This window comes from Enterobacter sp. Bisph1 (assembly GCF_000814905.1).
Classification (GTDB): Bacteria; Pseudomonadota; Gammaproteobacteria; order Enterobacterales; family Enterobacteriaceae; genus Kosakonia.
Genome location: NZ_JXAG01000040.1, coordinates 1 through 22,000, shown reverse-complemented (window position 1 = coordinate 22,000; position 22,000 = coordinate 1). Strand labels below are relative to the sequence as shown.

Annotated in this window: 28 protein-coding genes and 1 other annotated feature; of the genes, 9 read left to right on the top strand and 19 right to left on the bottom strand. The window is 55.2% G+C overall.

Annotated elements, in window-relative coordinates; translation table 11 throughout:
* Nucleotides 1-61: 61 nt before the first annotated feature.
* The 15 genes from RW65_RS12295 to RW65_RS12230 form a co-directional block, all read right to left on the bottom strand.
* Nucleotides 62-670, bottom strand: a complete 609-nt coding sequence (locus RW65_RS12295; RefSeq protein WP_039057039.1) for a phage tail protein I — start codon at nt 668-670, stop codon at nt 62-64.
* Nucleotides 663-1,571 carry a baseplate assembly protein gene (locus RW65_RS12290; RefSeq protein WP_039057038.1) on the bottom strand — a complete coding sequence of 303 codons (909 nt, stop codon included), beginning with the start codon at nt 1,569-1,571 and terminating at the stop codon, nt 663-665. The genes RW65_RS12295 and RW65_RS12290 overlap by 8 nt, the downstream gene beginning before the upstream one ends.
* Nucleotides 1,572-1,575: 4 nt before the next feature.
* Nucleotides 1,576-1,923: a GPW/gp25 family protein gene (locus tag RW65_RS12285; RefSeq protein ID WP_039057037.1), complete on the bottom strand. Its 348-nt coding sequence runs from the start codon at nt 1,921-1,923 to the stop codon at nt 1,576-1,578.
* Entirely contained in the window at nt 1,920-2,555 is a 636-nt protein-coding gene (locus RW65_RS12280) for a phage baseplate assembly protein V (protein ID WP_039057036.1), read from the bottom strand. The genes RW65_RS12285 and RW65_RS12280 overlap by 4 nt, the downstream gene beginning before the upstream one ends.
* 83 nt (nt 2,556-2,638) lie before the next feature.
* Nucleotides 2,639-3,106 (bottom strand): phage tail protein, encoded by a 468-nt coding sequence (locus tag RW65_RS12275; protein WP_039057035.1) that lies wholly within the window; start codon nt 3,104-3,106, stop codon nt 2,639-2,641.
* Nucleotides 3,069-3,314 (bottom strand): Rz1-like lysis system protein LysC, encoded by a 246-nt coding sequence (gene lysC / locus RW65_RS23040; RefSeq protein ID WP_231564386.1) that lies wholly within the window; start codon nt 3,312-3,314, stop codon nt 3,069-3,071. The genes RW65_RS12275 and lysC overlap by 38 nt, the downstream gene beginning before the upstream one ends.
* Nucleotides 3,202-3,627, bottom strand: a complete 426-nt coding sequence (gene lysB / locus RW65_RS12270) for an Rz-like lysis system protein LysB (protein ID WP_039057034.1) — start codon at nt 3,625-3,627, stop codon at nt 3,202-3,204. The genes lysC and lysB overlap by 113 nt, the downstream gene beginning before the upstream one ends.
* Nucleotides 3,624-4,133: a lysozyme gene (locus RW65_RS12265; RefSeq protein ID WP_039057033.1), complete on the bottom strand. Its 510-nt coding sequence runs from the start codon at nt 4,131-4,133 to the stop codon at nt 3,624-3,626. The genes lysB and RW65_RS12265 overlap by 4 nt, the downstream gene beginning before the upstream one ends.
* Nucleotides 4,108-4,338, bottom strand: coding sequence for an HP1 family phage holin (locus RW65_RS12260; RefSeq protein ID WP_039057130.1), 231 nt, complete (start codon nt 4,336-4,338; stop codon nt 4,108-4,110). Before RW65_RS12260 ends, RW65_RS12265 begins: the two co-directional genes overlap by 26 nt.
* A complete protein-coding gene (locus RW65_RS12255) occupies nt 4,329-4,532 on the bottom strand; it encodes a tail protein X (RefSeq protein WP_039057032.1) in 204 nt (67 codons plus the stop codon). Before RW65_RS12255 ends, RW65_RS12260 begins: the two co-directional genes overlap by 10 nt.
* Before the next feature lie 211 nt (nt 4,533-4,743).
* Nucleotides 4,744-4,929, bottom strand: coding sequence for a hypothetical protein (locus tag RW65_RS12250; protein WP_039057031.1), 186 nt, complete (start codon nt 4,927-4,929; stop codon nt 4,744-4,746).
* A 74-nt stretch (nt 4,930-5,003) separates the two neighbouring features.
* Nucleotides 5,004-7,058, bottom strand: coding sequence for a replication endonuclease (locus tag RW65_RS12245; protein WP_039057030.1), 2,055 nt, complete (start codon nt 7,056-7,058; stop codon nt 5,004-5,006).
* A complete protein-coding gene (locus RW65_RS12240) occupies nt 7,059-7,280 on the bottom strand; it encodes a TraR/DksA family transcriptional regulator (RefSeq protein ID WP_039057029.1) in 222 nt (73 codons plus the stop codon).
* A complete protein-coding gene (locus RW65_RS12235; RefSeq protein WP_039057028.1) occupies nt 7,280-7,507 on the bottom strand; it encodes a DUF2732 family protein in 228 nt (75 codons plus the stop codon). Before RW65_RS12235 ends, RW65_RS12240 begins: the two co-directional genes overlap by 1 nt.
* Before the next feature lie 64 nt (nt 7,508-7,571).
* Nucleotides 7,572-7,910 (bottom strand): DUF5347 family protein, encoded by a 339-nt coding sequence (locus tag RW65_RS12230; protein WP_039057027.1) that lies wholly within the window; start codon nt 7,908-7,910, stop codon nt 7,572-7,574.
* Nucleotides 7,911-8,386: 476 nt separating this feature from the next.
* On the opposite strand from RW65_RS12230, the gene RW65_RS12225 reads away from it, so the two are divergent.
* The 6 genes from RW65_RS12225 to RW65_RS12200 all read left to right on the top strand — a co-directional run bounded on the left by RW65_RS12225 (nt 8,387) and on the right by RW65_RS12200 (nt 14,503).
* Nucleotides 8,387-9,238 carry a phage repressor protein CI gene (locus tag RW65_RS12225; RefSeq protein WP_039057026.1) on the top strand — a complete coding sequence of 284 codons (852 nt, stop codon included), beginning with the start codon at nt 8,387-8,389 and terminating at the stop codon, nt 9,236-9,238.
* An 89-nt stretch (nt 9,239-9,327) separates the two neighbouring features.
* Nucleotides 9,328-9,753: a DUF2946 domain-containing protein gene (locus RW65_RS12220; RefSeq protein WP_039057025.1), complete on the top strand. Its 426-nt coding sequence runs from the start codon at nt 9,328-9,330 to the stop codon at nt 9,751-9,753.
* A gap of 64 nt (nt 9,754-9,817) precedes the next feature.
* Nucleotides 9,818-11,179 carry a PepSY-associated TM helix domain-containing protein gene (locus RW65_RS12215; RefSeq protein WP_039057024.1) on the top strand — a complete coding sequence of 454 codons (1,362 nt, stop codon included), beginning with the start codon at nt 9,818-9,820 and terminating at the stop codon, nt 11,177-11,179.
* A 179-nt stretch (nt 11,180-11,358) separates the two neighbouring features.
* Nucleotides 11,359-12,429: a 3-deoxy-7-phosphoheptulonate synthase AroF gene (gene aroF / locus RW65_RS12210; protein WP_039057023.1), complete on the top strand. Its 1,071-nt coding sequence runs from the start codon at nt 11,359-11,361 to the stop codon at nt 12,427-12,429.
* 9 nt (nt 12,430-12,438) lie between these two features.
* Nucleotides 12,439-13,560, top strand: coding sequence for a bifunctional chorismate mutase/prephenate dehydrogenase (gene tyrA, locus RW65_RS12205; protein WP_039057022.1), 1,122 nt, complete (start codon nt 12,439-12,441; stop codon nt 13,558-13,560).
* A 70-nt stretch (nt 13,561-13,630) separates the two neighbouring features.
* Nucleotides 13,631-14,503, top strand: coding sequence for an SMP-30/gluconolactonase/LRE family protein (locus RW65_RS12200; protein WP_039057021.1), 873 nt, complete (start codon nt 13,631-13,633; stop codon nt 14,501-14,503).
* Here the strand turns inward: RW65_RS12200 and pheA are convergent.
* The 4 genes from pheA to bamD form a co-directional block, all read right to left on the bottom strand.
* Nucleotides 14,500-15,660 (bottom strand): bifunctional chorismate mutase/prephenate dehydratase, encoded by a 1,161-nt coding sequence (pheA, locus tag RW65_RS12195; RefSeq protein ID WP_039057020.1) that lies wholly within the window; start codon nt 15,658-15,660, stop codon nt 14,500-14,502. The genes RW65_RS12200 and pheA overlap by 4 nt on opposite strands.
* 30 nt (nt 15,661-15,690) lie before the next feature.
* Nucleotides 15,691-15,816, bottom strand: a sequence feature (Phe leader region).
* Complete coding sequence (gene pheL / locus RW65_RS22680; protein WP_156124000.1) at nt 15,765-15,815, bottom strand: pheA operon leader peptide PheL; 51 nt, start codon at nt 15,813-15,815, stop codon at nt 15,765-15,767. Its footprint overlaps the feature before it by 51 nt.
* A gap of 101 nt (nt 15,817-15,917) precedes the next feature.
* Nucleotides 15,918-16,259, bottom strand: a complete 342-nt coding sequence (gene raiA / locus RW65_RS12190; protein WP_039057019.1) for a ribosome-associated translation inhibitor RaiA — start codon at nt 16,257-16,259, stop codon at nt 15,918-15,920.
* A 268-nt stretch (nt 16,260-16,527) separates the two neighbouring features.
* The gene (gene bamD / locus RW65_RS12185; protein WP_039057018.1) at nt 16,528-17,265 is read right to left on the bottom strand and encodes an outer membrane protein assembly factor BamD; all 738 of its coding nucleotides are present in this window, start codon (nt 17,263-17,265) and stop codon (nt 16,528-16,530) included.
* Between the two features lie 131 nt (nt 17,266-17,396).
* Here bamD and rluD point away from each other — a divergent pair, with 131 nt between their 5' ends.
* The 3 genes from rluD to clpB all read left to right on the top strand — a co-directional run bounded on the left by rluD (nt 17,397) and on the right by clpB (nt 21,808).
* Nucleotides 17,397-18,377: a 23S rRNA pseudouridine(1911/1915/1917) synthase RluD gene (gene rluD / locus RW65_RS12180; RefSeq protein ID WP_039057017.1), complete on the top strand. Its 981-nt coding sequence runs from the start codon at nt 17,397-17,399 to the stop codon at nt 18,375-18,377.
* Entirely contained in the window at nt 18,374-19,105 is a 732-nt protein-coding gene (gene yfiH / locus RW65_RS12175) for a purine nucleoside phosphorylase YfiH (RefSeq protein WP_039057016.1), read from the top strand. Before rluD ends, yfiH begins: the two co-directional genes overlap by 4 nt.
* Nucleotides 19,106-19,234: 129 nt before the next feature.
* Complete coding sequence (gene clpB, locus RW65_RS12170) at nt 19,235-21,808, top strand: ATP-dependent chaperone ClpB (protein WP_039057015.1); 2,574 nt, start codon at nt 19,235-19,237, stop codon at nt 21,806-21,808.
* Nucleotides 21,809-22,000 lie beyond the last annotated feature (192 nt).

The window sequence follows — 22,000 nt, the reverse complement described above, 5'->3', positions numbered from 1 at the left end:
GCTGGCACAACGTAGCGGGTAAAAAAAACGGGCCGAAGCCCGTTATCTGCACTCAAGGCAGTTAAGAAATGCTGACTTCATCAACGAGATGCACAGCGGATGCGGGGTAATATTCACCGCCCACCGAAATCTCCTCAGGCAGGTAGGGATAGACCGTCAGCTCTTCCCCCAGATAGCAACCAGTGCCCACGTAAAACTCACCGCTGCTGCTCAGGCTGATATTTAAACCGGTAAGATGACGGCTCGCCGGTTTGGCATCATGAATCAGCCGTTCCAGCTCAAGGTACATCTCCTCGGTAATCCCATTCTCCTGTACGCCAATCACCAGCTTAAAGGTGCCTGGCTCGGCGTTATCCTCCCACCATTCGCGTAACTCAATTAGAAAGCCCAGCGGCTCAACCACCCGGCGCAGCGCACTGCGAGTACCTTTGTGTTGATGGACGAAAAAAGACGCGGCGATCACTTTACGTTTGGTCGCTTCCGGCCAGTTAAAATCCCAGCGGTCGACGGAGAGCGCCCACGCCAGGTACGGCAACAGTTCGGCCGGGCAGGTCAGCGGATCCCACAATGAGCGCAGCGGCACCGGCACGCGCTCAATATTCGCCGCCGCTTTTACCGCTGCCACCTCAAGCTTCGATGAGCCAACGGGCAACAAACGGTCGTCATTCATCGGTGCCTCCGGCGGTAATGCTCCAGTCGGTGCAGTGCGACGCCTGATTCTTCGCCAGCACCAAATCGCTAAGCGGCGCGCTCAGTTCGACCCGCTGCACGCCTTCAACATGCAGCGCGGCATAAATGGCCGACTGGCGAATATCGCGCCCCAGTCGCCGCTGCGTACTGATATAGGCTTTCAGCTTCTGTTCGGCGGCCAGGCGAATGGGCTCCGACTCCGGGCCGGGGTAAAAGTAGAGGGTGGCATGGATCTGATAAGGGACGATCTCCGCGCTCTGCACCGTAACGCGGTCGCCAACGGGGCGCACATCTTCAGCGTTGAGTGCTTTATCGACGATGGCGACCAGTTCGGCGCTGGCGCTGCCGTCGCCCTCGCGGGAGAGCACGGAGACGGTGATATAAGCCGGGTTCGGGCTGAAAACCGAAATATCCGCCACTCGCCCATCGGCGCTGCGGCCATGATACTCATAAGCGCCTTCCGGCCCGGCAACGCTTAATCCTTCAAAGGCCTGCTGCGCGCGCAGGCGCAAATCTTTATCGGATTCCATTACCGCCGGTGTCGGCGGAAGGGTGCGGTCATCGGCAGGGGATATTACCAGCCGCGCGGTGTTACTGTTGGCGGCCATCACATCCAGATCGTTCCCGGCAGCGTAGGCCAGCATCACCGCGCGCGCGGCTTCGTTAACGCGGCTGCGCCAGAGAACTTCCCGGTAGGCATTCTCCTGCAGGAATTTGGTCAATGGCTCGGATTCAAGGGCCAGCGTACGCGCCAGCGCTTCTTGCTCATCAGCGGGAAACAGAGAAATCAGCGTCGCTTTGCGGTCATCGAGGATAGCCTCATAATCAAGCTCCTCGACCACATCCGGCGCCGGCAGTTGGCTCAGATCGATAATCGGCATGGTTTTAACTCACTGGAAGGGTTAATGAAAGTGATTCGCCGGTGCTGGCGAGCTGGCCGGTCAAATCGACCACCAGCTTGCCGTCCGACTGGCGCTCGGCGGTCACCGCGCTCAGGGTGATACGCGGCTCCCATTTCAGCAGCGCCATATAGCAGGCGGACTGAATTTGCAGCGCCAGCGTCGGGGTAAGCGGCTGGTCGATCATCTCAAACAGCGATGAGCCGTAATCGCGTCGCATCACTCTTGAGCCAAGCGGCGTGCGTAAAATATCGCTAATGCTCTGGCGGATATGTTCAACGTCCGTTTGACGTTTGCCGGTGTCGCGGTTTAATCCGCAGTAACGAAAGGTCATAAAGGCGCTCCTGTTGTGCCGCCGCTGTCGCCGGGGTGTTGATGGGTATGCAGTACTTTGCCGTTGGACGAAAGGGATCCGCCGCCGTGGCTGATATTGCCGCTCATCGTGCCGCCTTGCTGGACCTCCAGCGTGCCGGTGATAAGTTTGTGAGTGCAAACCACTTCCGGGGTGTCCAGCGTGATGCGAGTAGTGGCTTTTACCAGCACTTCCGGCACGGTAGCGGTAAGGGATTGCGAGGCGCTGACGGTAGCGGTTTTAATGCCGCTCACCATTAACGCACTGGTTTTGGGCTCATATTCAATTACCGCACCATCGGGAAAGGCGATATGCACGCCGTCCGCCGAAGCCGAAGGTGCCGGGTGGTCATCGGAGAAGATCCCCGGCAGCACAAAAGCGGTATCAAGCTCGCCGCCGACGGCCAGCAGTAGCACCTGTTCACCAACGGAAGGGGCCCACCAGTTGCGCGATTGCCCGGCGCGCTGGGTTAACCACTGCAGCCATTGCGTAATGAGGCCACCGCTCTGCACGCGGCAGCGGCCGGTATTCAGGTCGACGTCAACGATGATCCCGGTGCGGATCATATTGCGCAGCAAGCGGGCCAGTTCAGAGAGGGAAAGTTGTGTATTCATAACGGAAATCATCCTATGGGTGAGCGGCATTGAGAAACGGACAAGGCTGTCCGGCTTTTGGCACAACGCGGCCTTAATGGCGATTAGCCAGGCCAGCGGCTCACCAGCTCACCGTTGATATAGAGCTCTGTCGGGCGGTTAACGACGGCGGGCGGCAGCGGTTCCGCCAGCGTTTCGGCATACAGCGCGCCATTCACTTCCGTTACTTTGGTCCGCTCGGTCAGCTGCAGCACGATGTTTAAATCTTGCGTGCCGTCGGCGTTGGTCACCAGCGTCCAGCTAAAGCAGCCGTTACGACCGGCTTCGGTCGTGAGGATCTCGGGCTGGTTATCACGCAGCCACGCCATCACCGGCACGAACAGCGTATCAATATCGTCGGCAAAACCACTGACGGCGATATTCAGGCTGAACTGTTTTTCAAACGACAGTGAGTTTGACAGCGTGGCGGTATTACGCCCTTTATCTACCCACAGGCGCAGCATGGAAGGGTTATCGCGCAGCACCGGAACGGCTTCAATCAGCGCGGTGCGCAGCGTTTTGGGTTTTAGCATTGATCTCATCCTGACAATGTTTAACGGTTTCGACCTGTAACGCGCACTGTTCAAGCGCGTTCTCAAGCCGACGGATATCGGCGCTCAAATCGCCATTAGTTTGCGGTGCGCTTGCCGGCATCGGGCACAGGTTGACCTGCGGGCAACTGCTGTAAACAGTGACCGGCGGAGGGGCAGGCGGGGCGCTGGTGCACCCGACGCACAGCATCAGGTAAGCGAGTGCTGTACCAGCGGCGAAACGCATCATTTTCATTTACTAACCTCGTAATAGCCTGTTCGCGCTGCACCGCGTGCGTGCTGGCCGCGTCCAGCTGCAGGCGCAGCGCAACCTGGGCTTGCTGATTTTTATCCGCTAACGTTTGGGTGGCGCTCAGTTGGGCTTTTAACTGCGCGATGGTGTCGTTTTGCTCATGTGCAAGCTGACGGGATTGCGCCAGCGCGGCGCTAAGGGAGTGGTTTTGCTGTACCAGCCACAAAAGGCCGAGGGAGGCGATGACCAGGGCGATTAACCAGGCTTTCATTGCACCCCCTGCAGGCATCTGGCGCGTTCGCGCTGGCGACGGATTTCCAGCCCGCCACTGCGCACGCCCTTAATAAACACCCAGCGTGGCAGCTGATCGCAAGCCTGTTGCCACTGCTCTTTATTAAGGAAATACGCCAGCGTCGAACGGCACGCCGCGCCGCTGCCGACGTTAAAAGCAAAGCTAACCACCGCGTCATAGACGGGGGCGGGCATCTGCGTAGGTACGCACTGCGCCAGTCGGCGTTCAATCTGCAACACATCGGCGACCAGATTGCCCGCTGCCTTTTTCTCGTTGACATCACGCGTCGGGGTCACGCCAGAGGTATGACCAATGCCCGATGTCCAAACCCCAGCGCTGCACTGATAAGGGCGCAGGTGACAGCCTTCCAGATCGGCAAGCAGCGCCAGCCCCTGCTGCGAGGTTTTCAATAAGCGAAAATCCGGCAGCATGACCGCCAGCGCCAGCACCGCTGCGGCGCTACAGCGTTTTATCGGTAATCCCATTTATCACCTCCTGTGTGGATGCGCAGGACCGCAGGAACAAATAGCTTTTGCGACGGTAGTACCAATTCACCGCCACGGTCACGGCTACGCCCAGCGCACCAAAATAGGCGGCGAAGTCCTGCGGGGTCATGGCACCGAAAAAGGTCAGCGCAACGCTTATCCAGTACGCCAGCGATGAGGTGACTTTTTCGATAGTCAGGCCCATAGGTTCACCGTCTCTTTAACGGGTTGTGTTTGAACGTCAGGCAGGCTCACCGTCGTGCCATACGGCAAAATTACGCCGAGCTCGGCAAGTCCGGGATTGGCAGCAAGGACCGCTTCGACCACCGAGGCCGTACGGCCGTAATAGCGTAGGCAAAGCAGGTCGAGGGTATCGCCTTGTTGTGTTTGTACATTCATCGTTCGCTTCTCTCACCATCAGGAAGGTTTTTCCCCATGGTTAAGTTTGCTGACTGGCGGCAATGGCGGCTATCTTTCAGGGCTGGTTAAGGGCTGGCACAACAGGCAGGTGGCAGAAAAAGCAGGTATAAGCGCGCCAGCAACAGCATTCTGCATGGCGCGATGGGATCCCGGCAGCGTTAACTGTCGGTAGCGGGGAAAGGGCAGGGGGCTATTCAGCCTGGTAAAAAATATCCTTATCTTCGGCGGCGGCGTTTTCGCTGTTGGCGAGGTCCGCAATCAGACTCAGCGCCAGCTTCAAATCGGACGGTTTGCAGTTCGCCAGCAGAGACACCTCGGCAATAAATTGCACACATGCCCATTTATGCTGCATCTGATTGAGTTGTTCAGAGACCATGAATCCCTCTCATGAATGTCTTTTACTGTATATTTGTACAGTATCATAGGCCGATTACTTATGGGAAGCGATAATTATTTCGGGCCATCACTATGTTGCTGATTAAGAAAACCATTATCTCTTTCTGCTAGCGGTTCTTCCCATGTGTTTCCAGCTAATGCCCTGATATTTTTATGGGTAAAGATACAGGTTTTTTTCATACCTTTACGTGTCTGTAGAATATCGTTCCGCAGCCGGTGGGTCAGTTGTCGACGCTGGCGCCGGTTCAACCGTTGATCGGGATCGAAGGGCGTACAGTTATTGACAGAACTCCAAGAAAGAGCCGCGTTCGGGCTGGCTTCTTGCGCGCGTTTTGGCACAATTTTCCACTTCTTCAGCCGGGTAAGCAACGGCGACCCGCTGCCAACCGTACTGTCATAAACGCCGCGCACACGCAGGATTTCTTCGCCATATTGATTCATATCACCATCGGCCTCATACAGCGTGCGTACCTGCACCGCATCGCGTGTAACAAAGGGCCCGCCCTGCGTGTTAACGTAACCTGCCCAGTCCCCGTTATCTGCAGCGTTATGTACCTGGGCGAATTCCACGCTTAAACCCTGGGCGAGTTCGCTATCGACAAGCTTTCTCAACTCACGGTAAACCGTCACCGGCGCGCCGCCAACAAACTGAAACTGGCGGATATGCCAGCGCGTCGCCCACGCGGAGACGGCGCAGGCGCTCTCTTTCAACAACGCGCCGCTGTCAAAGTCGATTTCACCTTCCAGCGCATAGCCATCGATATTCTTGGCGATGTACTTCGCCATATAACCGGTAGCGCTGCCTTTTTTTGCATCGAGGGGTTCAGCATGAAAGCGCGCCCGCTGCGCCTTCGCGCTGCTGAGTTCAGCGTTATCTTCCTGACAGGCGAAATCACGCAAGATTTCACGGATGCGTGCCGCCTCCTGCGGCTGCATAAACAGCAGCAGATGCCAGTGCGGGGTTGCGTCATGATGAGGTTCCGCGACGCGGATACCGAATACGCGTAAACCGTTGCGGTGCAGTTTCGCGCGAATACGCGCCCACAGCCGCGTGAAATAGGCCTGAGTTTGCGCCGGGCTGGCGCCGTTCCATTTCCGGTTGCGGTAACCGGCCCGCGTGGTCGCATGCCAGGCCGAAGGCGCGGTAAGCGTATAAAATTCGCCCACATAACCGAGGCTTTCGCAGATAGTTTCAAAACCACGCATCCGTGTCATAAGCTCACAGCGGCGGATCGCCGGGTTGGCCACTGAACCGTCGTGTTTATCAATAAGGCTAATGCGATTTCCCTCTTCATCTTCCAGCTCCATGCTCTTGAGAAATTCGCGGTTGCGCCGCTTTTGCTCGCGCCACGCCGTTACGCACTGTGCACTGGCGTAGGGCTGCTTTTTCTTACTGACGTTGCCAAGGGCGATATGCAGATGCTCCCGCCATTGCGCGGCGGTTTTGCGCAAATGCCCGCGCCACCACTGTTCGTTGAACAGGCGCATTATTGCTGGTGCCATATCTTCCGCGCGGGCGACTTTTTGCGTCACGCGCTGCCAGTGCGGCGGGGTCACATTAAATTGCAGAGCGATGGTGCCCGCATGCAGATACCAGCGGTGCAACGTCTTCAGCTCACTGGCGCTGGCGTCGTCGTGTTCAGCCAGTTCGCCGCGTATAAAATTGGCGATATCCGCGGCCAGCCGCTCTGTCTGCGCTTTGCTCATATCCGGCAACTGGTTGTAGCGGGTGAAAAGCGACACTAAGCGATCCGCCAGTCCGTGATGAATCACCGTGTCGAAATGACCATTGAACACCGCTTTCGATACTTGCGGATGTAGATTGCTAAGTTGATAGCGTTGCGCCACCACCTTGAGCCTCGGTAGCAGTCGCTGGTGGAAATGCAGCAGAAAGGCTTCGGTGCGCGCCGTACCCTGCTCTTTTTCCAGCGCATCCGCAGCAAGGGTCAATGAAACGCGCACGCACTCAGGTTGCAGTGCCAGCGCCTTTCGCGCCTGCAACACCGCAGCAATATGGTGGTTGCGGCGGTGCAGTTCAGCGTGGGTAAGGCCGGGGCAACTGATGGCAGAACGCGGCGCGTTCCAGGGATAAGCCCAGGTGACGGACAATTAGCGTCTCCTGTAATGCTTGTCTTTTTGCTCGACAATCTGCTGACAACCGACGCAGCAGGTCACGCCGGGCAGGGCCATGCGCCGCGCTTGTGGGATCGGGGCATCGCAAAGTTCGCAGGTCAGCCTTGAGGGGGCCAGCAGACGATGACGCGCATGGTGAATATGGCGTTCGCGCTCTTCCAGCTCACGTTGCTGGGCAAGATCCATTTCATCGGCCATTAATCAATCTCCTGCGCCTGGTTTTCAATATGGTTGACTTCCTGGCGCAATAACTCGGTGGTGTCGCACCATCCGAGGCGCAAGTTGTAGATATGCGTTGCCAGTCCATCAAGCCTGTCAGAAAAAGCGCGAGCGCAGCGCTGGCGTTCATGGGCGCGCGCTTTCGCCAGCAGCAGCGAGAGCTCCTCCGGGCTGCGGGTGGATGATTGGCGGGGCTGTTTTTTCATGGTTTCTCCTGAATTTGGGCAAAGGAATGCCCGACGGGTTGACGTCATGGTGATAAACGTTGGGTTACAGCGGCATGGTGAGCCGTTTCGGAAACTGGCTTACCACTGCGCGGAAATGGTTCATGGCGGCAATCACCGCGCGCTTCTCCTCAAGGGTCAGCGCATTTGGCGCTAGCGCCTGGCGAGCGGATGGCACGCGGGCAAGAAAGAAAATCGCCGCCAGCGCCCGGTTGTTCTCTTCTGCATATTCATCGCGCTTATCGCGTAGCGCTTCGATAAAGCGTGCCACTTCGTTCCAGTTATCGCCCCATAAGCGGCAGCGAATTTCAGCAATATGGTTTAACCCGCTCAGCCGTTGCGAGGTATTGAGCGGAACATGGGCGGCGGGAGATGTGATAGCCATAGGTGCTCCTGCACAAGTGCTAGCTTGCAAAAGCAAAATTTGTGTATCGGCAGGCTGCTGCGGCTCCTTGCTGTAAGGAGGTGCCAAACCCTGTAAACCGTCTGGTATGGCTTTTCATCGGGGTTGAGCAATGGCTGAACCATGTTGTCCTTGACGCCTTTTCGATAAAACGTACGCCTGCGCAAGATCCGCACCGGGCGGCACTCCCACTTAAGCGATGCCGTTTCGTCTGCTTAATTTCCACGGCACGCGGCGGACGCCGCATAGCCATTACATTGTTCTCCCGGCAAAGAGATAGAGAAGTGAATTGTATTTGTGAGATGAATAATAGATGCGGCGGCATTGATTTTGCATCTGACATATCGCATTATCTCCTGTTGTTTGAAATGTACTGAGTGAGTGTGCATTTCTGTCGATACACAGCAATATAGATCGCAAATGCGATTGTGTAAATCACTTTTTCGATGTTGGTGTCCATGAGTGAAAACAAGATGAGTGTTCAGGATGTGATTGAGCGCATTGCCGCGTCCTATTCCGTCTCCAGCCAGAAGGCCCTCGCGGAGGCGCTGGACGTGCCGGCGAACAATATCAGCAGCTGGATCCAGCGCGACAGCGTGCCCTATAAAGCGATAGTCAAATGCGCCCTTGATACCGGTGCTGAATTGCAGTGGCTGGTAAGCGGTGAGTTTGCAAATGCAAAACTCTCTGATAAGCCAGTGCCGAAAGGTAAAGCCTTATACGATGAAATTCTCGCCACCGGCGGGCGTCCGGTGCTGCGCCGCATTCTTGATGCCTACGGCTTTGAGATGCAAAAAGAGCTGGGGGATTTGCTCGATATCTCTTCCGGTACCATCAGTACCTGGGTGCGCCGCGAGTTTTTCCCCGGCGATGTGGTGGTGACCTGCGCGCTGGATACCGGTGTCTCGTTAGGCTGGCTGGCGACGGGTAAAGGCGAGATGTATCCCGCTACGGTTAGCGGAACAGAAAAAAATGACGCCGCTCTCAGCATTGCGAAGTTTCGCCTCGAATCCGGCGAGTTGAAAGAGGCAGGCGTCTGGACGCTGGACAGCAGCTTTGCGCCATCCTCAACGGACGGCCTGAAGTTTATTGAAGGGCTCAATGCGGGCTGGCTGGTGGATACCAACGCGCAAAAAATTGGCAACGGCCGCTGGTTTATCAGTATTGACGATGCGCTGGACGTGTTTGATGTGGTGCGTCTGCCGGGCGGCAAAGTGCGCCTCACCAACGGTGCGGTGGATTTTGAGTGCGGCGTTGCGGAAATAGTGCCGTTTGGCGTGGTGATCTTCACGCTGGAAAAACACGTTTAAACCCCGGCGCTCAGCACGCCTGCAAGCAACAGAACCATTAACTTTCTGCTGATATTTCGTTTACAATGCCGCTTCATCCGGGAGGAGAAGTGGTAAAAAACGTCTTTCAGCATACCGCCGTTCAACGCGCAGCCGCAGGGCTGGCGCTGTTTGCGATTCTGCTGATCCTTGTCGCGCCGCTTATCTCCGTCGCGCTGCAAAAAGATCCGCTGAGCGCGATGCCCGGCATGCATCACGAGATGAGTATGCCGATGCACAATCATGATCTGACATCGCAGCCGGATTCTCACCAGCCTGATTCATCCCACAGCCTGCCCGTCGATCATGGTGAAGCCTGCGGTTACTGCGTGTTGCTGGCCCATGTCCCTGGCCTCATTTTTCTCATTGTTTTATTGGTGTCTGGTCACGTGGCTCGCATTCGGCAGGCGATTCGCCGCCAGCGCGTTCGACACTGGATCTTCTTCCCCTGGCTGTGCCCCGATACCCGCGCCCCGCCGCAAATCTGCTTTTCCTGACCCTTAACATTCGGTCCGTTCGCCTGCGCGAAACGGCAACGCTTTGCTATTTCTGAGGAAAAGTATGACAACCTGCACCCCGCGTGCGGCGTGGCTGAACCTGCTGCGACGCCTGCATTTTTATATAGGCCTGTTTATTGGCCCGTTTATTTTTGTCGCCGCCCTGAGCGGCACCCTGTATGTGGCGACGCCACAGCTGGAAAACTGGCTCTATCACGATGCGCTTTATAGCGTTGAGGGGGGAGCGAGGCAGCCCCTTGCCGAGCAAATTGCCGTTGCTGAACAGGCTACCGGCGGCCATCTGCGCCTGCATGCGGTACGTCCGGGACTCGACGGGAATGAAACTACCCGCGTGATGTTTGCTGACCCGCAGTTAGGCGCATCAGAAAACCGCGCCCTGTTTATCGATCCGGTAACGCTGGAGGTGAAAGGGGATATGACGGTGTATGGCACCAGCGGGATCTTGCCGTTGCGTCAATGGATTGATTATCTCCACCGTTCGTTACTGCTGGGCGATATTGGCCGGGTTTACAGCGAACTGGCCGCCTCATGGATGTGGGTGGCGGCCCTTGGTGGCATTACGCTGTGGTTTTTTACCCGGCCAAAACGACGCCTTAATAATGCGCTGCAGCGTCATCGCCGCCTGCATGTCACGTTGGGCTGGATATTGCTTGCCGGCATGCTGCTTTTTTCTGCCACCGGCCTGACGTGGTCGCAATGGGCCGGCGGCAATGTCGACAGCCTGCGTGCGAAGTTTGACTGGATGACGCCCCAGCTTAATACACAGCTGGCTGGTGCGCCGGGCGCCAGCGATCCGCACGCGGAACATCACAGGATGGCTGATATGACGATGCCGGAGATGCCGCTTGATCCGCGGCTTTTCGACGAGACATTGCGCAGCGCGCGGCAGGCGGGGATCGCCGCCACGAAGGTGGAGATCCGCCCGCCGCGCAGCACCGATAAAGCCTGGACGGTAACGGAAATCGATCGCCGCTGGCCGACGCGCGTGGATGCGGTAGCGATCGATGGCAACAGCATGACCGTTACCAATCGCACGCGGTTCGCCGATTTTCCACTCATGGCAAAACTGACCCGCTGGGGCGTCGATTTCCATATGGGGATCCTGTTTGGGCTGGTGAATCAGCTACTGCTGATCGCGTTTGGTAGCGCGCTGTGCGTGATGATTGTGGTGGGTTATCGCTTGTGGTGGATCCGCCGTCCGGCCAGTGCGAATGGGAATCCGGCAAACACGCTATTACACGGCTGGTTGCTGCTGCCAGTAACAGGACGAGTCATCACCGCTTGCCTCGCGCTCTTTTTCGCGGTGGCGTTGCCGGTAATGGGGGCAAGCCTGCTGGTGTTTATACTGATAGATGCCGCGCGCTGGAAACAGCGTGCAGCGCGATCGGTTACGACGAGGGCATAAATTACTACTGCTAATGTAAAGATTTCATTCCAATTGAATGGCTGTTAAACAGCGTTCATTTTCACTTTGTAAAGTAATCGTTCCGTTTTGTGGATTGAAATCTTTACCGATTATGTTATCGTTACGTCACCCTCACTTGAGGAACCTCTATCGCAAACGAGTCATACAGGATCACCATCATGCAAAAAGACGCGCTGAACAACGTACATATTACCGACGAACAGGTGCTGATCACCCCGGATCAGTTAAAAACGACATTCCCGCTGACCGCCGCGCAGGAAGCGCAAATTGCGCAGTCGCGCCAGACCATCTCGAATATCATTGCCGGGCGCGATCCGCGTCTGCTGGTGGTCTGCGGTCCCTGTTCGATTCACGATCCTGATGCCGCGATTGAATATGCCCGTCGTTTTAAAGCCCTTGCCGCAGAGGTCAGCGATAGCCTCTACCTGGTGATGCGCGTCTATTTTGAAAAACCCCGTACCACCGTTGGCTGGAAGGGGCTGATTAACGATCCGCACATGGATGGCTCGTTTGATGTGGAAGCGGGTCTTAAGATCGCGCGTCGTCTGCTGGTGGAGCTGGTGAGTATGGGCCTGCCGCTGGCGACAGAAGCTTTGGATCCCAATAGCCCGCAGTTCCTTGGCGACCTGTTTAGCTGGTCGGCCATTGGCGCGCGTACCACGGAATCGCAGACGCACCGCGAAATGGCGTCCGGTTTATCAATGCCGGTAGGGTTCAAAAACGGGACCGACGGCAGCCTGGCGACCGCCATTAATGCTATGCGCGCCGCCGCGATGCCGCACCGTTTTGTTGGTATTAACCAGGCCGGTCAGGTCTGCCTGCTGCAAACCCAGGGCAACCCGGATGGGCATGTGATCCTGCGCGGTGGCAAAGCGCCGAACTACAGCCCGGCGGATGTCGCGCAGTGTGAAAAAGAGATGGAGCAGGCGGGACTGAAACCGTCGCTGATGGTAGATTGCAGCCATGGTAATTCCAATAAAGATTACCGTCGCCAGCCCGCCGTTGCCGAATCGGTGGTGGCTCAGATCAAAGACGGTAACCGTTCTATTACCGGCCTGATGATTGAAAGCAATATCCATGAAGGCAATCAATCGTCTGAGCAGCCGCGCAGCGAGATGAAGTACGGCGTTTCCGTAACCGACGCTTGTATCAGTTGGGAAACGACGGAAGCGCTACTGCGTGAACTTAATAACGATCTGCGAAATAGTCTGGCGACGCGTTTTGCTTAAGAGGGTGTTATGGTTGCTGAACTGACCGCGCTGCGCGATCAAATTGATGAAGTGGATAAGGCGCTGCTGGGACTACTGGCTCGTCGTCTGGAGCTGGTGGCGGAAGTTGGTGAGGTGAAAAGCAAGTTTGGCTTGCCGATTTATGTGCCGGAGCGCGAAGCGAGCATGCTGGCATCGCGCCGAAAAGAGGCCGAATCCCTCGGCGTGCCGCCGGATCTGATTGAAGATGTGCTGCGCCGTGTAATGCGCGAATCCTACTCCAGCGAAAATGATAAGGGCTTCAAAACCCTCTATCCGGCGCTTCGCCCGGTGGTGATTGTTGGCGGCGGCGGGCAGATGGGGCAGCTGTTTGGCAAAATGTTGACCCTTTCGGGCTACCAGGTGCGTATCCTCGAGAAAGAGGATTGGGCGCAAGCCGATACGCTGGTGGCGGACGCGGGCATGGTCATTGTCAGCGTACCTATTCATATCACCGAACAGGTTATCGCTAAGCTGCCCACCTTGCCGCAGGATTGTATTCTGGTGGATCTGGCGTCGGTGAAAAGCGGCCCATTGCAGGCCATGCTCACGGCCCACAACGGTCCGGTGCTCGGCCTGCATCCGATGTTCGGACCAGACAGCGGCAGCCTGGCGAAACAGGTCGTGGTCTGGTGCGATGGGCGGCAACCGGAAGCCTACCAGTGGTTTTTAGAACAGATTCAGGTCTGGGGTGCGCGCTTGCACCGCATCAGCGCCGTTGAGCACGATCAGAACATGGCGTTTATTCAGGCGCTGCGCCACTTTGCGACATTCGCTTATGGCCTGCATCTGGCGGAAGAGAATGTGCAGCTTGAGCAGTTACTGGCGCTCTCGTCACCGATTTATCGCCTTGAGCTGGCAATGGTCGGCCGCTTGTTTGCCCAGGATCCCCAGCTGTATGCCGACATTATTATGTCCTCCTCTAATAACCTGGCGCTGATCAAGCGTTACTATCAGCGCTTTGGCGAGGCGATTGGCCTGCTGGAGCAGGGCGATAAGCAGGCGTTTATCGACAGCTTCCGCAAAGTTGAACATTGGTTTGGCGACTATGCTCAACGATTCCAGAGCGAAAGCCGCGTGTTGCTACGTCAGGCCAACGACAGCCGACCGTAAGTTAAAAAGCCGTTTATACTGAAAAGCCAGTGCTAACCCGCTGGCTTTTTTCATTTAAGGGATACATGTAATGGCTGAGCTGCAGACGCTGTTTGATTACACCGGAGAGTTACCGGAATGCCCCACCTGGAGCGAGACGGAGCAGGCGCTCTACTGGGCGGATATCTTGCAAGGCGAGATTCACCGTTACCATTTAGCCTCGGGCGAACATACGGTGCTGTCGTTTGCTGAAGAGGTAGGCTGTTTTGCGTTACGTGAAAAAGGCGGCTTTATCGTGGCGATGCGCAATGCCATTTGGCTAACAGATACGCGCGGCTTACTGCGACAAAAAGTGTGCGATAACCCATCCAACCCGCAGCTGGCGCGCTTCAACGATGGCGGTACCGATCATCTTGGCCGTTTTTATGCCGGCACGTTCTGGGGACCGGGCGACTATAATGGCGCGCTTCTGATGCGCATTGATAACGATCTCACGCCGAAAGTGGTGCAGTGCGATATTCATGGCGCCAATGGCCTTGCCTTTAGCCATGATAAGCAGTGGATGTTCACCTCCGATACGCCGAACGGCGTGATTTACCGCACGCCACTGGACGAGCAGGGCGAGCCGGGAAGGCGGGAAGTATTCCGCCGTTTCAGTGCCGGGGAAGGCATTCCGGATGGGGCGGCGATGGATATGGAAGGCTGTTACTGGAGCGCCATGTTTGACGGCTGGCGCGTGGCCCGTTTTTCGCCTGAGGGCGAACAGCTTGAAGAGTACCGTTTGCCGGTGCGTTGCCCGACGATGGTCTGCTTCGGCGGTCCCGATATGAAAACGCTGTTTATTACTACCACCCGAGAAAATATGTCGCAGGAGGAAGTCGCCCAGTATCCGCTGTCGGGCGCGATCTTCACCCTGCCGGTGTCGGTGGCAGGCATGAAGAAGCCACTTTTTAAAGAGTGTTAAGTCGGATCGACCGGCAGCACATTCTCGCCTGGGTAGCAGCCGAGAACTTTCAGCGAACGCGCGATATCCGTGAGTTCGCGTAGCGCTTTTTGCATCTGGGCGGATTGCAGGTTGGCCTGAACATCGATGTAAAACATCTCTTCCCATGGATTGCCGTGAATCGGCCGCGACTCCAGTTTGGTCATAATCACATTATGATTGCGCAGCACCAGCAGAGCCTCAACCAGCGAACCGGCCCGTTGGCCGGTGGCCATCAGCAGGGTCGTTTTTGCCGGTACCTGATCGGAAACATCAATCGCTTTGCGGGCCAGCACCACAAAGCGTGTAATGTTCTGCGTCTGGTTCGCCAAATTACGTTCCAGCACCTGCAAACCATACAGTGCGCCACCGGCCTCGTTGCCCAGCGCCGCAATTTGCGGAGAATTCGCTTGAGCGACCTTTTCCATCGCTGCGGAGGTACTTTCACAATATTCAATTTTCCACTGCGGAAAGCGGTTAATGAACTGGCTGCACTGCTGGAAAGGCTGCGGATGGCTGTAAACGGTAGTGATCTGTTCAAGTTCGGTGGTACCAGAAACCAGCAGGCAGTGATCGATAGGCACCGTCAGTTCGCCAACAATCGATAACGTGGTGTGCTGGAGCAGGTCATACACGTCGTTAATCGCGCCCGAGGTGGTATTCTCCAGCGGGACGACGGCGTAATCCGCCTGGCCGGTTTCCACCTGGCTGAAAATATCATGAAATTTCAGGCAGCCGCTTTCGATAAACTCTTCAAAATGACGCGCCGCATACTGGCGCGCGGCCAAATGAGAGTAAGAGCCTTTCGGACCCAGAAAGGCGATACGGGCGGAATGCGGGTTATTTTTATTGAGGTTTTGCTGAAGCAATGCCTGCTGCGTAAGAACGGAGTCTTCGATAATTAACTGGAACAGGCGGGTAATATAATGCGCATCCAGATGGTGCGACTTGCCCAGTTCGATTAAGCGTTCGAGTAAATCACGTTCGCGATCGATATCGCGTACCGGACGGTGAGATTCCAGCTTGGCTTTGCCAACTTCAACAGAGAGCTGGCGGCGCTCGGCCAGCAGCTTTAGCAACTGTTCATCCAGTGCGCTTATCTTAACGCGTAAATCCAGTAAGGGGTTTTCAGCCGTCATGTTGTTGCCTTTTATCTCTAATTGTTATCAATAAAAAAGGCCTCCCGCAGTGGGAGGCCTTATTGTTCGTCTTCGCATTCTTTATCACAAAACGAATCGCCTCCCTAATTGGGGAAGGTAAAAAAGAATGCGAAGAAAAACGGAACACTTTTCATAAAATTATCCTGTAGGCGACGGAAGTACAGTACCCGCACTGTTTTCGCTCTGTCAATAAAAAACGCGCCCGAAGGCGCGTCAGGATGGACTCAATATAGAGATTACTCTTCTTCTTCTTCCTCAACGAAGCTTGCATCTTTCACCGATGTTGCGGCGCGACGCGCTTCACCTTTGTGCTGCACTTTATTGAGCTGCCGTTCCAGCTTGTTAATCAAATCATTAATTGCGGTATACATATCATCATGCTTCGCGCTGGCGACCAGTTGCCCGTTCGGTGTGTTGATTGTTGCATCAGCGGTAAAGCCCTGCGGCTCTTTGGACAGGATGATATGCGGGTTAATCAGTTGAGTTTGCCATTTTTCAAGTTTGGCGAGACGGTCTGTGACATGCTGGCGAATAGCCGGAGTAATTTCCATTTGCTTGCTGGTAATGTTCATTGTCATAAATTTTACCTCTTGTCTTTCCGTCTAGGTGATCTCAGCATACCTCCCCTAATGTCAAAATGTGTGATTTAAATCTCATTATTTTGTCACTTTTTGTCAAAGCAAAGGTTTTGTGAGACAGGACAGGATGAGGGCAAATTAACCTTGTATAAGCCCGGGATTGAGGTCATAGTTGATAGGATGGATTGCGGCTAAGCCGCTCCGGTGATAGATAAAACGAATAAAAAAACGGCAGCTCAAGGGCTGCCGTTTTGCATTTCAGGCGCGATCAGCTGCGGTTGCTGTTCGTCGCAATGATCTTCGCCACTTTGTCCGCCTGCGCATTCAGCTGCAGTTCACGGTAGGCTCTTTCCATGAGCGGTAGCGCCTCATGTGTCGCCTTGGTATCCGGGAAGTCACGCAGCATGCCTTCGACACGGTTGGTTACGGCAACCCATGCACCGCGATCGGTATAGTATTGCGCGACCGACAGTTCATATTTCGACAAGCGATCTTTCAGGAACACCAGGCGTTTGGTGGCGTCGGTCACGTACTGGCTATTTGGATAGCCGCGCACCAGTTTTGAGAAATCTTTAAATGCGTCACGGGCATGCGCCGGATCGCGATCGCTACGATCGACGCCGAAGAACCCCTGCAGCGCACTGTCATCCAACGCCATATTAGTCAGCCCACGCATATACATCACGTAGTCGATATTGGGATGGGTTGGATTTAGACGGATAAAACGGTCGATAGCGGCTTGCGCCAGCGGCAGATCGGCGTTTTTGTAGTACGCATAAATCAGATCCAACTGCACTTGTTGTGAGTAAGGACCAAACGGATAACGATTATCCAGAGCTTCCAGTTGCGTTATTGCCGCCTTCCAGTTACCGTCTTGCAGCTTTTGCTGTGCAGTCGCGTAGATTTCATTTGGTGGGTTATCAGGCACCTCTTCCTTTGAACCGGAGCAACCCGCCAAAGCCAGACTCAACGTGGCGGCTGCCACCAGATATTTCAAGCGCGTCATGACGTTTAGACTTTCCTCAGAATGTTTATGCGGGAGATTCTTTATTCCTGCTCCCGACTAAGACCAGCTACAATAGCACACTATATTAAACGGCGAAGCCGTAAAACCCAACGTTAACGAAGAAGCTGTATATGGCACAACTGGTACAACTCACCGCAACGGTGTCCGAAAATCAACTCGGTCAACGCTTAGATCAGGCTTTGGCCGAATTGTTCCCGGATTATTCACGTTCGCGAATAAAAGAATGGATTCTTGACCAGCGCGTGCTGGTCAACGGCGTTGTCTGCGACACGCCGAAAGAGAAAGTGTTGGGTGGAGAACGAATTGCTATCAATGCGGAAATCGAAGAAGAAGCCCGCTTTGAACCGCAGGATATTCCGCTAACCATCGTTTATGAAGATGATGACATCCTGGTCATTAATAAACCGCGCGATCTGGTGGTGCACCCCGGTGCCGGTAATCCCGATGGTACGGTACTTAACGCACTGCTTCATTATTATCCACCGATTGTCGATGTGCCGCGCGCCGGTATCGTCCATCGCCTGGATAAAGACACCACCGGTTTAATGGTGGTGGCGAAAACCGTACCCGCCCAGACGCGGCTGGTGGAGTCACTGCAGCTGCGTGAAATCACCCGTGAATATGAAGCGGTAGCGATTGGGCATATGACCTCCGGCGGTACGGTGGAAGAACCCATCAGCCGCCATCCGACCAAGCGTACGCATATGTCGGTGCACCCGATGGGCAAACCGGCGGTAACGCACTACCGGATTATGGAACACTTCCGGGTACATACGCGCCTGCGTCTGCGCCTGGAAACGGGGCGTACGCACCAGATTCGCGTGCATATGTCCCATATTACCCATCCGCTGGTGGGCGATCAGCTTTACGGTGGACGCCCGCGTCCACCGAAAGGTGCATCCGAAGAGTTTATCGATGCGCTGCGCAAGTTTGACCGTCAGGCTCTGCATGCCACCATGCTGCGTCTTTACCATCCAATCACCGGGATTGAAATGGAATGGCATGCGCCCATTCCACAAGATATGGTCGATTTGATTGATGCGATGCGTGCTGATTTCGAAACCCATAAGGATGATATTGCCTGGTTATGACCAATCTGATCCTCCCGGACTGGCCGCAGCCGCAAGGTGTAGCGGCCTGCAGCTCTACGCGTGCAGGCGGCGTAAGTTTGCCGCCCTGGGATTCCCTGAATCTTGGCGCTCACTGTGGCGATAATGGCGAACATGTTGAAGAGAATCGTGCTCGCTTGTTCGCCGCAGGCGGTTTTCCGTCAAAACCGGTCTGGCTTGAACAGGTGCATGGCACCGCTGTGCTAACGCTCAGCGGTGAGCCTTATGCGTCGAAACGGGCGGATGCGTCATACAGCAACACACCCGGTACGGTCTGTGCGGTGATGACCGCAGACTGTTTACCGGTGCTGTTTTGTAACCGTGATGGCACCGAAGTGGCGGCGGCGCACGCTGGCTGGCGCGGGTTATGCGCGGGCGTGCTGGAAGAGACGATTGCCTGTTTCCAGGATAAACCGGCAAACCTGCTGGCGTGGCTCGGCCCGGCGATTGGTCCGCAGGCGTTTGAAGTTGGCGCAGAAGTTCGCAAAGCGTTTATGGCCCACGACCGTCGGGCCGACAGCGCTTTTCGTCCCCACGGTGAAAAATATTTTGCTGATATTTATCAGCTTGCGCGCCAGCGGCTTGCAGGCGCTGGCGTTACGCAGGTTTTCGGTGGCGATCGCTGCACTTTTACCGAGAAGGGTGATTTTTTCTCATACCGCCGGGACAAGACGACGGGGCGTATGGCAAGTTTCATTTGGCTGATATAACCTAAAGAATCAAGACGATCCAGTACGCGTAGGTTTTCTTTCGCATAATTCAGGTCATTCACCTTGAATAATTGAGGGATGACCTCATTTAATCTCCAGTAGCAATTTTGACCTGTTATGGGAGGAGTTATGCGTCTGGATCGTCTTACCAATAAATTCCAGCTTGCTCTCGCCGATGCCCAGTCCCTCGCACTCGGGCACGACAACCAATTTATCGAACCTCTTCATTTAATGAGCGCCTTGCTGAATCAGGAAGGCGGTTCGATTCATCCTTTATTAACCTCAGCCGGCGTCAACGCTGGCCAGTTACGTACCGCTATCGAGCAGGCACTAAGCCGTTTGCCGCAGGTGGAAGGCACCGGCGGCGATGTGCAGCCTTCACAAGATTTGGTGCGCGTGCTGAACCTTTGCGACAAGCTGGCGCAAAAACGAGGCGACAACTTTATCTCGTCGGAACTCTTCGTTCTGGCAGCGCTGGAATCACGCGGTACGCTGACGGATTTACTCAAATCTGCTGGCGCGACAACCGCTAATGTGACCCAGGCGATTGAACAAATGCGTGGGGGAGACAGCGTGAACGATCAGGGGGCCGAGGATCAGCGTCAGGCCTTAAAAAAATTTACCGTTGATCTGACCGAGCGTGCAGAACAGGGCAAGCTCGATCCGGTTATCGGTCGTGATGAAGAGATCCGCCGTACCATTCAGGTGCTGCAACGGCGTACCAAAAATAACCCGGTACTGATTGGTGAACCGGGTGTCGGTAAAACCGCTATTGTTGAAGGTTTGGCGCAGCGCATAGTAAACGGTGAAGTACCGGAAGGGCTGAAAGGCCGTCGGGTACTGGCACTGGATATGGGCGCGCTGGTCGCAGGTGCTAAATATCGTGGTGAATTTGAAGAACGTCTAAAAGGCGTACTGAACGATCTGTCGAAACAGGAAGGCAACGTCATTCTGTTTATCGACGAGCTGCACACGATGGTTGGGGCCGGTAAAGCCGACGGCGCCATGGACGCGGGCAATATGCTGAAACCCGCGCTGGCTCGCGGTGAACTGCACTGCGTCGGCGCAACCACTCTTGACGAGTATCGCCAGTATATTGAAAAAGATGCGGCGCTTGAGCGTCGTTTCCAGAAAGTGCTGGTCGCCGAACCGACGGTGGAAGATACCATCGCTATTTTGCGTGGTCTGAAAGAGCGTTATGAGTTGCATCATCATGTGCAAATTACCGACCCGGCAATCGTGGCTGCGGCAACGCTGTCGCACCGTTATATCTCTGACCGTCAACTGCCGGATAAAGCCATTGACCTGATAGATGAAGCCGCCTCCAGCATTCGTATGCAGATTGACTCGAAACCGGAAGAACTCGACCGGCTCGATCGCCGCATTATCCAGCTCAAACTGGAACAGCGGGCACTTATGAAAGAGTCTGATGAGGCCAGTATCAAACGGCTCGAAATGTTAAATGAAGAGCTCGACGATAAAGAACGGCAGTACTCTACATTAGAAGAAGAGTGGAAAGCGGAAAAAGCCTCTCTTTCTGGTACGCAGACAATTAAGTCGGAGCTGGAGCAGGCAAAAATTGCCATGGAACAGGCGCGGCGTAATGGCGATCTTGGGCGTATGTCGGAGCTTCAGTATGGGAAAATCCCTGAACTGGAGAAACAGTTGGCTGCCGCAACACAAGCGGAAGGTAAAACCATGCGCCTGTTGCGTAACCGCGTCACCGATGCGGAGATCGCCGAAGTGCTGGCGCGCTGGACCGGTATTCCTGTCGCACGAATGATGGAAGGCGAGCGCGAAAAATTGTTGCGCATGGAACACGATCTACATCATCGGGTGATCGGTCAGGATGAAGCGGTCGAGGCTGTATCCAACGCTATTCGCCGTAGCCGCGCGGGGCTGTCCGATCCGAATCGGCCCATTGGTTCGTTCCTGTTCCTCGGGCCGACCGGGGTGGGTAAAACCGAACTGTGTAAAACCCTGGCGAATTTTATGTTCGACAGTGATGACGCGATGGTGCGTATCGACATGTCGGAGTTTATGGAAAAACACTCCGTTTCGCGGCTGGTGGGTGCACCTCCGGGATATGTCGGTTATGAAGAGGGCGGTTATCTGACCGAGGCGGTTCGTCGTCGCCCTTATTCCGTCATCTTGTTAGATGAAGTCGAAAAAGCGCACCCGGATGTGTTCAACATTCTGTTGCAGGTGCTGGATGACGGTCGTCTGACAGACGGGCAGGGCAGAACGGTCGACTTCCGTAATACGGTGGTCATAATGACGTCAAACCTGGGTTCCGATTTGATTCAGGAACGTTTTGGCGACCTGGACTACAGTCATATGAAAGAGCTGGTGCTGGGTGTTGTTAGTCAAAACTTCCGTCCAGAGTTTATTAACCGTATCGACGAAGTTGTTGTGTTCCACCCGTTGGCGGAAAAACATATCGCCTCGATTGCCCAGATACAGCTGCAGCGTCTCTATAAACGTCTGGAAGAGCGTGGCTATACGGTCACAATTTCCGACGAAGCGCTGAAACTGCTCGGTGCGAATGGTTACGATCCGGTCTATGGCGCGCGTCCTCTCAAACGCGCTATCCAACAGCAGATCGAAAACCCATTGGCGCAGCAGATTCTTTCTGGTGAGTTAATACCGGGCAAACCGGTACAGCTAACGGTGAAAGATGAGCGTATCGTGGCCATGCAGTAAGTCATAAAAGAAAAAACGAGCCCGCCGGGCTCGTTTTTGTTTAAAAAATAGCCAAAAATCACCCTTTTTTGAGTAATTTGCTTGCAGAATGAGCAAACGATCACTTTTTTCAAATTAAGGGTTGTCAGGCGGAATTAACTCCCTATAATGCGCCTCCACTGACACGGCACAACGGCAAACAAACCGGCCGGT